At 40.4% G+C, this 11,475-nt stretch carries 12 protein-coding genes; 8 read left to right on the top strand and 4 right to left on the bottom strand.

Annotated features, from left to right (window positions below; genetic code table 11):
• Positions 1 to 196: 196 nt before the first annotated feature.
• The 4 genes from tsaE to tsaD are packed head-to-tail and all read left to right on the top strand — an operon-like array spanning position 197 to position 2,826.
• Positions 197 to 649 carry a tRNA (adenosine(37)-N6)-threonylcarbamoyltransferase complex ATPase subunit type 1 TsaE gene (gene tsaE / locus IOC57_RS22795; protein WP_101225597.1) on the top strand — a complete coding sequence of 151 codons (453 nt, stop codon included), beginning with the start codon at positions 197 to 199 and terminating at the stop codon, positions 647 to 649.
• Complete coding sequence (gene tsaB / locus IOC57_RS22790) at positions 649 to 1,341, top strand: tRNA (adenosine(37)-N6)-threonylcarbamoyltransferase complex dimerization subunit type 1 TsaB (RefSeq protein WP_207440833.1); 693 nt, start codon at positions 649 to 651, stop codon at positions 1,339 to 1,341. The genes tsaE and tsaB overlap by 1 nt, the downstream gene beginning before the upstream one ends.
• A 22-nt stretch (positions 1,342 to 1,363) precedes the next feature.
• Positions 1,364 to 1,816: a ribosomal protein S18-alanine N-acetyltransferase gene (gene rimI / locus IOC57_RS22785; protein ID WP_101225599.1), complete on the top strand. Its 453-nt coding sequence runs from the start codon at positions 1,364 to 1,366 to the stop codon at positions 1,814 to 1,816.
• On the top strand, positions 1,813 to 2,826 hold the full coding sequence (tsaD, locus tag IOC57_RS22780; protein WP_207440832.1) for a tRNA (adenosine(37)-N6)-threonylcarbamoyltransferase complex transferase subunit TsaD: 1,014 nt from the start codon (positions 1,813 to 1,815) through the stop codon (positions 2,824 to 2,826). Before rimI ends, tsaD begins: the two co-directional genes overlap by 4 nt.
• A 268-nt stretch (positions 2,827 to 3,094) precedes the next feature.
• Here the strand turns inward: tsaD and abc-f are convergent, their stop codons facing one another.
• Positions 3,095 to 5,014, bottom strand: a complete 1,920-nt coding sequence (gene abc-f, locus IOC57_RS22775; protein ID WP_207440831.1) for a ribosomal protection-like ABC-F family protein — start codon at positions 5,012 to 5,014, stop codon at positions 3,095 to 3,097.
• 133 nt (positions 5,015 to 5,147) lie between these two features.
• On the opposite strand from abc-f, the gene moaC reads away from it, so the two are divergent.
• Together moaC and IOC57_RS22765 are read left to right on the top strand one after the other, a co-directional pair.
• Positions 5,148 to 5,654, top strand: a complete 507-nt coding sequence (moaC, locus tag IOC57_RS22770) for a cyclic pyranopterin monophosphate synthase MoaC (protein WP_207440830.1) — start codon at positions 5,148 to 5,150, stop codon at positions 5,652 to 5,654.
• A gap of 33 nt (positions 5,655 to 5,687) precedes the next feature.
• A complete protein-coding gene (locus IOC57_RS22765; protein ID WP_034306345.1) occupies positions 5,688 to 6,347 on the top strand; it encodes a redox-sensing transcriptional repressor Rex in 660 nt (219 codons plus the stop codon).
• A gap of 578 nt (positions 6,348 to 6,925) precedes the next feature.
• On the opposite strand, the gene IOC57_RS22760 is transcribed toward IOC57_RS22765, so the two are convergent.
• Both IOC57_RS22760 and IOC57_RS22755 read right to left on the bottom strand, forming a co-directional pair.
• Entirely contained in the window at positions 6,926 to 7,138 is a 213-nt protein-coding gene (locus IOC57_RS22760; RefSeq protein WP_063235583.1) for a YdiK family protein, read from the bottom strand.
• On the bottom strand, positions 7,135 to 7,860 hold the full coding sequence (locus IOC57_RS22755; protein ID WP_207440829.1) for a CPBP family intramembrane glutamic endopeptidase: 726 nt from the start codon (positions 7,858 to 7,860) through the stop codon (positions 7,135 to 7,137). The genes IOC57_RS22760 and IOC57_RS22755 overlap by 4 nt, the downstream gene beginning before the upstream one ends.
• A 329-nt stretch (positions 7,861 to 8,189) precedes the next feature.
• Between IOC57_RS22755 and groES the strand changes: the two genes are divergently transcribed.
• Together groES and groL are read left to right on the top strand one after the other, a co-directional pair.
• Positions 8,190 to 8,474 (top strand): co-chaperone GroES, encoded by a 285-nt coding sequence (gene groES, locus IOC57_RS22750; RefSeq protein WP_034306337.1) that lies wholly within the window; start codon positions 8,190 to 8,192, stop codon positions 8,472 to 8,474.
• A gap of 59 nt (positions 8,475 to 8,533) precedes the next feature.
• Positions 8,534 to 10,174 (top strand): chaperonin GroEL, encoded by a 1,641-nt coding sequence (gene groL / locus IOC57_RS22745; RefSeq protein WP_207440828.1) that lies wholly within the window; start codon positions 8,534 to 8,536, stop codon positions 10,172 to 10,174.
• Between the two features lie 93 nt (positions 10,175 to 10,267).
• On the opposite strand, the gene IOC57_RS22740 is transcribed toward groL, so the two are convergent.
• Positions 10,268 to 11,458: a tyrosine-type recombinase/integrase gene (locus tag IOC57_RS22740; RefSeq protein WP_114238074.1), complete on the bottom strand. Its 1,191-nt coding sequence runs from the start codon at positions 11,456 to 11,458 to the stop codon at positions 10,268 to 10,270.
• Positions 11,459 to 11,475 lie beyond the last annotated feature (17 nt).

Raw genomic sequence — 11,475 nt, 5'->3', positions numbered from 1 at the left:
CATGAAAAAAACGAAACTTAGGTTTCGTTTTTTTGTTTTATCTGAAATTCGAATAATTATGTCCCTAACTTATTTGTTTCTTCTTTTGAAACAAGGTAAACTACATATAGAATGGTTTTTGTTCCATAATATTGCGTTTATGGTTATAGACATGAACTATAGGACGTTTCCTAATAATGATAAAGGTGATTGATATATGCAACATGTTGAATGGATTTCTCAGAGTGAGGAAGAAACTGCGCAATTTGCGCATAGATTGGCACAAAAGCTCTCCAGTGGAGATGTTCTGGCATTAGAAGGTGACTTGGGTGCAGGGAAGACGGCATTCACAAAAGGGCTGGCTAAAGGACTAGGTGTTACCAGAATGGTGAATAGCCCTACCTTTACGATCATAAAGGAATACATGGGTCGCTTGCCTTTGTATCATATGGATGTATATCGGGTAAGTGAATCGGAAGAAGATCTAGGCTTTGATGAATATTTTGATGGTGATGGTGTGACTGTCGTTGAATGGGCCCATTTAATAAAGGATCACCTTCCAGAGGAAATCTTGACCATTTATATCTATCGTCTGGGCGATACCAGCCGGCGTATTGTTTTGGAAGCCAAAGGCGAACGATATGTAAAGTTATGTAAGGAGATTATTTGATGAAGGTTTTAGCTATAGATACATCGAATTTTACATTAGGGATTGCACTGGTAAACGAGAATCAAGTAATTGGTGAGTATACGACGAACCTAAAGAAAAATCATTCGGTGCGGGTCATGCCGGCAATTGAGACACTGCTGAGGGATTGTGATACTAAACCGAAGGAATTGACTAAGATTGTGGTCGCTCAAGGTCCAGGCTCCTATACAGGGGTCAGGATTGGAGTGACGATAGCGAAAAGCTTGGCCTGGACGCTTCAGATTCCCTTATCAGGTGTTTCCAGCTTAGAGGTTTTAGCAGCTAATGGACGATATTTTAACGGGGTGATCTCTCCCTTGTTCGATGCAAGAAGAGGGCAGATTTATACTGGATTATATGAAATGGAAAAGGACTCTTTAAAGACAGTCATAGAAGATTGTAATATTCTATCCTCTGAGTGGGCGAGTCAATTGAAGGAATTAAATCGTCCTGTTTTATTTGTTGGTCAAGATGTGGACATCCATCGGGATGCAATTACGGATGCATTAGGGGAATTGGCGGTATTTGCTCTGGTACAGTCATATAATTCAAGGGCAAGCGAACTGGCCTTCATTGGTCTTGATAAGACTGAAGTGGATGTTCACCAGTTTGTACCGAATTATATCCGCATGGCTGAAGCAGAGGCTAAGTGGCTTGAACAGCAGGGGAAATAAACAAGGAAAGCGACCGATTATTATGAGTAAAACATTGACGTTCCGAAAGATGAATACGGAAGATATCGACCAAGTGCTAAACGTGGAAAAGCAGTCCTTTACTTTGCCTTGGAGCCGGGAAGCTTTTTTTAATGAATTGAATCATAATCAATATGCTGTATACATGGTGATAGAGGATGAAGGTAAAATCGCCGGTTATTGCGGTGCCTGGATCGTCATTGATGAATCGCACATTACCAATATAGCGATATTGCCAGAATACCGAGGGCAAAAGCTAGGAGAAGCTTTGCTCAGGAAGATGATTGAAATCTCCATTTCGATGGGTGTGGTGAGGATGACGCTAGAGGTCCGTGTCAGTAATGCAGTAGCCATTTCGCTCTATGAAAAACTAGGTTTCCAAAAGGGCGGAATCCGAAAAAATTATTATACAGACAATCAAGAAGATGCTTATGTTATGTGGGTGAATTTTTCATGAAACAAGATCAATTTATATTAGGTATTGAAACGAGCTGCGATGAAACTGCGGCAGCTGTCATAAAAAATGGTACGGAGATACTGAGTAATGTCGTGGCTTCACAAATTGAAAGCCATAAACGTTTTGGCGGTGTCGTCCCTGAAATAGCTTCCCGTCATCATGTAGAACAAATTACGATTGTTCTTGAAGAAGCACTGCTGCAAGCCGGTGTGACATATGAAGACTTGGATGCCATTGCCGTTACAGAAGGCCCCGGCCTTGTTGGGGCACTATTAATAGGCGTGAATGCGGCGAAGGCTGTAGCTTTCGCACATGGAATACCAATTGTCGGTACGCATCATATCGCTGGTCATATCTATGCAAATCGGCTTATTCAGGAGATCGAATATCCTGCGCTTTCTTTAGTCGTTTCGGGAGGTCATACAGAATTGGTGCTTTTAGAAGAGCCAGGTTCTTTCAAGGTGATAGGGGAGACGCGGGATGATGCAGCAGGAGAGGCGTATGATAAAGTGGCTCGAACATTGGGGCTCCCTTATCCTGGCGGTCCTCATATCGATAGGCTTGCGCAAGAAGGCTCACCAACTTTAAAACTGCCTAGGGCATGGTTGGATGGCAGCTATGATTTTTCCTTCAGCGGGTTGAAATCGGCGGTGATCAACACTTTGCATAATGCAGAACAGCGCGGGGAAAAAATCGAACCTAAAGATTTAGCGGCAAGTTTCCAAGCAAGTGTGATAGAAGTGCTTGTAATGAAAGCTGTAAAAGCTGCAAAGGAATATAATGTGAAGCAGGTATTGCTTGCTGGAGGAGTTGCGGCAAATAAAGGCCTTAGGGAAGCATTAACGGAAGCTTTTAAGGATTTACCTATGGATATATCCATTCCGCCCATCTATCTTTGTACAGACAATGCCGCCATGATCGGTGCTGCTGGCAGTGTCATGTTTGAAAAAGGAAAACGATCTGGTTTGGATTTGAACGGAAATCCTGGATTGGATATAGAAGCATTTTAATTGACGAGAAGACAGGATCCCACACTTCGGCATCCTGTCTTTTTATCGTGTTAATAAAATAATAGAATATTCTGTGGATAAAGTTTTTTTGATCATCCTACTGCATGTGTATAAAGTGGTGTTTTTGTGGATAAGTGGATATGTTTCTGTGGATAATGTGCATAACTCAAATTATTGGCTAATAAACGGTAAGTGAATTGTTAACAAGTTTGTGGATAACTTTTTAATTTGAAGTGAAAAAGACCGAGTCGATTGACCCGGTCATTTGTCATTCTTCCAGTTCGGCCCATTCTTCGAGCAGCTGGTCCAATTTTTCCTGTGCATTATCAAGCTTTGTTTGGACTTCCATCACTTTTTCGTGGTCCTGAAAAACATTTGGATCGCAAAGGAGGTCATTATATTCGCTTATTTCGGTTTCAAGACGCTCCATGGCTGCCTCGATTTCCTCAATGCGCCGTTTTCGCTGGCGTTCTGCTTTTTTTGCTTCTTTATCAATTTTGTAATTTGTTTTTTCTACAGCTGCATCTAAAGTTTTAGCCTGATCCTGCTGTTCAAGTGCTTTGATTTCCGCTTGCTCCTGTTTCTTCTCTAAATAGTAATCATAATCACCGAGGAATTCTTCGTTGCCGTCTTTGGAGAGCTCTATCACTTTCGTTGCTATCCGATTTATGAAATAACGGTCATGTGAGACGAAAAGAATAGTTCCCGGATAATCGATCAAAGCGTTTTCAAGCACCAATTTACTATCGAGGTCCAAATGGTTCGTTGGTTCATCAAGAATTAAAAAATTACCTTTTTGCATCATCATTTTGGCAAGAGCAAGCCGAGCCTTTTCGCCCCCGCTTAGTGTGGAAACGGTTTTCAAAACATCATCCCCGCTAAATAGGAAATTACCGAGTACGGTGCGGATGTCCTTTTCCGGTTTAAGGGGATAGTCGTCCCATAATTCATTGAGTACGCGTTTATTGGAAACAAGGTTAGCCTGTTCTTGATCGTAGTAGCTGACTTCTACGTTCGTTCCAAAACGGAATTCCCCAGAAAGTGCAGGCAACTTAGAAATAATCGTTTTCAGTAAAGTTGATTTTCCAACTCCATTTGGGCCAACAAGAGCTATGCTCTCACCTTTTGTCATCCGGGAATTTATATTCTTTGATACCGTTTCCCCTTCGTATCCGATAGCCAGGCCTTGGAGGTGAAGTACTTCATTTCCGCTTTGCCTTTCAATCTGGAAAGAAAAATTCGCGGATTTTTCATCACCTTGCGGCTTGTCCAATACATCCATCTTTTCGAGCTGTTTGCGTCTGCTTTGTGCTCTTTTCGTGGTGGAAGCCCTTGTGATATTACGTTGGACAAAGTCGCGAAGCTTTTCAATTTCCCCTTGTTGCTTCTCGAATAGTTTCATGTCCCGTTCATAATCTTCTGCTTTCCCCTCTAGGTAAGAACTATAATTTCCATGGAATTTTTTCATGTTATTCCGGGAAATCTCATATACCAGGTTGACTACTTTATCTAAAAAATAACGGTCATGGGATACAATAAGGACAGCTCCCTGGTAGGTTTGTAAATATTGTTCAAGCCAAGAGAGGGTTTCGATATCCAAATGGTTTGTCGGCTCATCTAGAATCAATATATCCGGTTTCCTTAAAAGGAGTTTCCCTAATGCAAGCCTTGTTTTTTGTCCCCCGCTCAATGTGGAAATGGGGGTGGAATGGTCAAAGTCAGCAAACTGAAGTCCATGCAATACGGAACGTATATCCGCTTCATATTGATAACCGCCCTTCTCTTTGAATGCCACCATCAAAGTGTCGTATTCATTCAGCACCTTTTGGTAAATTGTTTCGTTTTCAAAGATGTCCGGTCTGGCCATGTCAGCCTCAAGGCGACGCAGCTCCTTTTCTTGCTCTATAAGGTCCGTGAATACAGTAAGCATCTCATCCCAAATGGTCAGTTCGGATTCCAATCCCGTATCCTGGGCCATATAGCCGATGGTGACACCCTTTGGTTTGATTATTTCACCGCCATCATGGGAAAGATGCCCGGCTATGATTTTTAGCAGAGTGGATTTACCGGCACCATTTCGACCGACAAGTGCAATTCGATCTTTATTTTGAACTTCGAGCTTCATATTTGATAAAATAAGTTCAGCTCCATAATATTTCGATAGTTGATTGATTTGTAATAAAATCATAGATTTCACCTCAATTGATTATTGTTAGTGTAACGTATTTTAGTTATTATCGGCAACAGCTTGGTTCCAGGCTAAAAGAAAAGCTGTTACATAAAGTGGAATAATAGTGTATGATTTAGGAGGGGTTACTTAAATGGGAGACTTAACGCATTTTAATGAACAGGGCAGGGCTAAAATGGTTGATGTGAGTGCTAAGCCTGAAACGATCCGGACGGCAGTAGCTCAATCGAGCATTTTATTGAATGATGAAATATATGAATTGGTCACGAACCAGAAAATGAAAAAAGGTGATGTACTGGCTGTTGCACAAGTTGCAGGAATAATGGCCAGCAAAAATACATCCAATATGATTCCGATGTGCCATCCCATTGCTCTGCAAGGGGTCAATATAGCCTTTGATTGGGAAAAAGAAGAACAAGGATATAGGCTAAGGATTGAAACGGAAGCTAAGACAAAAGGGAGTACAGGTGTTGAAATGGAAGCGTTAACAGCTGCCTCCGTGACTGCCTTGACTGTTTATGACATGTGTAAGGCCATTGATAAGGGAATGGTGATCGGGCCTACATTCTTAGTGGAGAAAACAGGCGGAGTTTCCAGTAACGATTATAAAAGACAAGTAAAACAAACAGATAGAGATTAAGTTGAAAAGCATGTGTGAAGGCGGGGAAGAACAATGAACCATGACCCAAAGATACCGCAGGCGACAGCCAAAAGGTTGCCATTGTATTATCGATTTTTAAAGAACTTACATTCCTCAGGCAAACAAAGAGTTTCCTCGGCAGAGCTAAGCGAAGCTGTAAAGGTGGATTCTGCTACCATTCGCCGTGATTTTTCCTACTTTGGCGCGCTTGGGAAAAAGGGCTACGGCTACAATGTCAATTATTTATTATCCTTCTTTAGAAAAACACTAGATCAAGATGAATTGACCAAAGTCGCTTTAATCGGGGTAGGAAATTTAGGAACCGCTTTTTTGAATTACAATTTCATGAAAAATAATAATACAAAAATTGAAATGGCTTTCGAAGTTTCTGAAGAAAAGGTCGGCAAGCGAATAGCTGATGTGCCCATTTATCATATGGATCAAATCGATACACTATTGCAGGAAAATAATATTACTGCGGCTATATTGACCGTGCCTGCACAGGTAGCCCAGACGATAACCGATCGTCTAGTCAAAGCCGATATAAAAGGAATATTGAATTTTACACCTGCACGGCTGACCGTGCCTCCATCCATAAGGGTTCACCACATTGACCTGGCCGTGGAGCTTCAGTCGCTCATCTACTTCCTGAAACATTATCCTGTAGTGGAAGAAGCCGCATTGGAAGAATGAAAAAACGCTGCATTATTGCAGAGTTCAATTTGTATGAAAAAGGGTGCGAAATTTTTTAATTCCGCACCCTTTTTGACATTCCCTGTGGAATTTTGGCCCGAGGTTAATTAATGGCGGCCAAAATTTCATGAACCGAATCGTTCGCTGGCACCAGTTGGTCTAATGTAATCATATCAAGTTGAGCAAAATAGAATAAAAAGCATCCTTATCAATTCAAGTTTTGAACCTTCTTTTAAAAGAGACTTTAGGAGAAAGGGGTTCATGAAACGTATCTTTCATCAAAAGCTGATCCCGAACCAACTGGCCCAAAGTAAATACTACAATTCCTTAGGTATGGTTTCTATTTGAATCTTATACGAAGTTGAATGAGAGGAAGGTGCGTGCGATTCCTGCGGGAAAAGCGCGTCTAAGGGAGACCCACAGGCGCAAGCAAAGGAGAATCCCGGATCGCCCGCGAAAAGCGAGCCCCTGGAGCGGAAATCAGCGTCCAAATTGCAAAAGCCATAAAAAAACTGTAGACAAACTAATTTTTCATCGGGTTTGTCCACAGTCTGAACGCTGCATCATTGCAGCGTTTTTTATTTTTTCTTATTTTTTTGTGCGGCTTTAATCTTAAAGTGCAGCATGATCATGCGTAATCCCGATCCAAAGTCAAGAGTCGCAATTAGGACAAGAATGTAGGCAAAGATTCCCCATCCAGAAGAATTGACGGTTTGAATCGCGATAGCGGTAAAAAGAGCTCCTAAGCCTGCATAGATGATGCCCATGAATAATGGTGATTGACGTTTCATAATAAACCTCCGATGAAGGCCTGTGCAGTATCTAGCATCTTCTCAATATCCTCCCGATATACCACTTGAAGGATGATAACAAGCGTATTCATCGCAATATGAGCGCTCATGGAAACGAGAATGCGGCCTGTTTTTGCATAAAGGAAAGCAAAGGTGAAGCCCATTGCTGTATATAAAAGAAGATGTTCAAATTCACCATGCGCCAAGCCGAAAATAACTGAGCTGATTAAAGCTGAAATAAAGAAATTAAAGCGTTTATGAAGGGATCCGAAAATGATTTTCCGGAAAATTAATTCTTCCAATATGGGTCCGATTACTGAAGTGACGAAAATGACCATGGGGACTTTGTAAATGAGTGAAATGAGTTGCTGCGTATTTTCAGATTCAGACTCCACCCCAAGCATTTGTTCAATGCTACCGGCAATGCTTTGCGCAAAAAGAGCCATGAAAACTCCTGCAATTGCCCATAGTATGGACATGGGAACGGAAGATTGATTTCTCGTGTCCAACTTTTCCCTCATATCTTTTCTCATTAAAAAAAGAATTAGGAATAAAGCAGCGAGAAAACTGAAAACTATCCAGTATGCTGCAGACTTCACTTCGAGTTCATCAGCCGGCATTCCGGTATAAGACCCGATCAGCATGAAAATGGGTACCCCAACAATACTGGATAATTGCATGGCAATATAAGTGATGATGACGAACCAATATTCTTTTTTCAAAAATGAAAACTCCTTTTATTTAGTCACCCATCCCGCTCGGAACATATGGGGACAATCTATAAACGCATACTCCAAAATGGTATCAAATATTTAAGCAGAACACCACTTAAAGGTACCCTCAACAAAACATTTCAATTACTTTGTTCAGGAAATCATTATGCTAAAGTAGTATACCCGTAATTTATCAGAAATTAATAAAAAATTTTCAATAAGATACTTGCAAAAAAGGCTCGGTTTATTTAATATTATAAATGTGTTAGCACTCGATGATGAAGAGTGCTAATAATCATGAAACAAATTATCAAGAGAATATGAGGAGGTTGTTTCACTTGTTAAAACCATTAGGTGATCGCGTTATTATTGAACTAGTTCAAACTGAAGAAAAAACTGCAAGCGGTATTGTTCTTCCTGATACTGCTAAAGAAAAGCCACAAGAAGGTAAGGTAGTAGCAGTTGGTACTGGCCGTGTCCTTGAAAATGGCGAACGTGTTGCTTTAGAGGTTGCCCAAGGCGATCTAATTATCTTCTCAAAATATGCAGGTACTGAAGTTAAATACGAAGACACTGAATACTTAATTTTACGTGAAAGCGACATTCTAGCTGTTATCGGCTAATTATACATCATACTTAACTGAACGAAAATTTTCTTAAAATTTTAGGGAGGTACTTATAAATGGCTAAAGAAATTAAATTTAGTGAAGAAGCTCGCCGCTCCATGCTTCGTGGTGTGGACGCACTTGCAGATGCAGTTAAAGTAACGCTTGGACCAAAAGGTCGTAACGTGGTTCTTGAGAAAAAATTCGGTTCACCGCTTATCACGAATGACGGTGTGACGATCGCTAAAGAAATCGAATTGGAAGATGCATTCGAAAACATGGGTGCGAAATTGGTTGCTGAAGTAGCAAGCAAAACAAACGACGTAGCTGGTGACGGTACAACTACTGCAACGGTTCTTGCTCAAGCGATGATCCGTGAAGGTCTTAAAAATGTTACAGCTGGTGCTAACCCAATGGGTATCCGTAAAGGAATCGAGAAAGCGGTCAATACTGCCATTGCAGAATTGAAAGCCATTTCCCAACCAGTTGAAAACAAAGAATCAATCGCACAAGTTGCTGCCATTTCTTCAGCTGATGAAGAAGTGGGCCAATTGATTGCGGAAGCAATGGAGCGCGTTGGTAACGATGGCGTCATCACAATCGAAGAGTCTAAAGGTTTCACAACTGAGTTGGACGTAGTAGAAGGTATGCAGTTCGATCGTGGATATGCTTCTCCATACATGGTTACTGATTCAGATAAAATGGAAGCTGTCCTTGAGAATCCATATATCTTGATCACAGATAAAAAAATCACGAATATCCAAGAAATCCTTCCTGTACTTGAGCAAGTTGTTCAACAAGGGAAACCGCTATTGTTGATTGCTGAAGATGTAGAAGGCGAAGCGCTTGCAACTCTTGTTGTGAACAAACTTCGTGGAACATTCAACGCAGTTGCAGTTAAAGCTCCTGGATTCGGCGACCGTCGTAAAGCAATGCTTGAAGACATCGCAGCTCTTACAGGCGGCGAAGTAATCACTGAAGAAATCGGACTTGATCTTAAGTCTGCAACAATCGATTCATTAGGCCGTGCATCTAAAGTGGTTGTTACAAAAGAAAATACAACGATCGTTGAAGGTGCTGGAAATACAGCTCAAATTCAAGCTCGTGTAAATCAAATCCGTGTTCAATTGGAAGAAACAACTTCTGAATTCGACCGTGAAAAATTACAAGAACGCCTTGCTAAATTAGCTGGTGGTGTAGCGGTAATTAAAGTCGGTGCAGCTACTGAAACAGAATTAAAAGAACGTAAACTTCGTATTGAAGACGCATTGAACTCCACTCGTGCCGCTGTTGAAGAAGGCATCGTAGCCGGTGGTGGTACAGCCCTTCTTAACGTATACAATAAAATCGCTGAAATTCAAGCAGAAGGCGACGTAGCAACAGGCGTTAAAATCGTTCTTCGTGCCATCGAAGAGCCTGTTCGTCAAATCGCTCACAATGCTGGACTTGAAGGCTCTGTAATCGTAGAGCGCCTTAAAGGTGAAGCAGTAGGTACTGGCTTCAACGCAGCTACTGGAGAATGGGTCAACATGATTGCATCCGGTATCGTCGATCCTACTAAAGTAACTCGTTCAGCCTTACAAAACGCTGGTTCTGTAGCAGCTATGTTCTTAACTACAGAAGCTGTTGTTGCTGATAAACCAGAACCTGCTGGTGGTGCAGGCGGCATGGGTATGCCTGACATGGGCGGCATGGGTGGAATGGGCGGCATGATGTAATTTGATCTATAAAACCTTTATATATTAAGGGTTTGTAGATAGAAACATCATTTTAGGTGCCGAAAAGGTGCCTGAACCAATCCAAAATTAAAATTAGAGGCTTCTCATTAGTTGAGCAAACTTTTGAGAAGCTTCTTTTTTTCTGTCTTTTGTAATGTGTAAATAAACTTGTGTAGTTGTTTCATCTTCTGTGTGACCAAGTCGATCCATAATTTGAAGTAATTCAACACCAGCTTCTGCTAACAAAGATGTATGGGTGTGTCTTAAGGAGTGAGGTGTTAATCGTTTGTTAATAGCTGGTGTTTTTTTTAACAAGCTTTCCATTCGATTTTCTATAGTCTTAATAAAATGTGGATAACCGAAATAAGGAGCATTTAATCTTCCAAAAACAAAATCTTTATCATAATACTCTTTGCCAACTTGTAGTTTGATTTCTTTTTGTTTCAATCTATGTTTATGGAGGGTATTAATAATTTCATCTTCCACATCAATCTTACGTATTGAACCGTTAGTCTTGGGAGGAAGCAATTTATAATCTTTGGTATTATTTCTTGGATTATAGTAGGTCTTTGTGATATTGATCGTATTTTCTTCAAAATCAATGTCTTTCCACTTAAGAGCTACTAATTCACCAGCTCTAAGGCCTGTCCAGGATAAAGTTAAAAAAATAACATAGTCATCAATTTCACCCTGTGTTTTGGCTGTATCTAAGAATGCCTTTAACTCATATTTTTCAAAATATTTATCTTCGACTTTTTTATTTTCAATATCCTCAACTGTCTTTTTATCTTTCGGAATGAAAGCATACTCTGTTGGATCAGCTAATAATAGGTCCTGCTCCATTGCTCTTTTATATATCATCCTTGCTGTTCCATGTATACCAGAAATGGTATTATGAGCAAGCTGTTCTTTCTTCTTTAAATCATTTAATGCATTTTGATACATTCTTTTAGTAATATCCTTGATTTTATATTTAGCAAAATAGCGATTTAAATGCCCAATTTCATGTTTTCTAACACGGATAGTACTTATCTTTACATCTGTTTCACTATAGACATCAAGCCAGTCTTCTGCCACTTCTTCAAAAGTTAAATTTTTATCTTCAAATTTTTTACCACTTGTTTTACGCTCGAATTCTTTAAGAGCATCTTTAGCATCCTTCTGTTTAATAAATCCTTTTTTAACAATTCGCCGGCGGTTTCCTATTTGAGGATCTATTCCATTCTCCACTACGTACATCCATCTTTCGCCTTTTTTGGTTTGATATTTCTTTACATAAGCCATCTATACCATCTCCTTAT

The sequence above is a fragment of the Bacillus sp. SD075 genome, from assembly GCF_017355165.1.
Lineage (GTDB): Bacteria > Bacillota > Bacilli > Bacillales > DSM-1321 > Peribacillus.
Note: the sequence above shows the minus strand (reverse complement) of the source record. Positions and strands in the feature narration are given on the sequence as shown.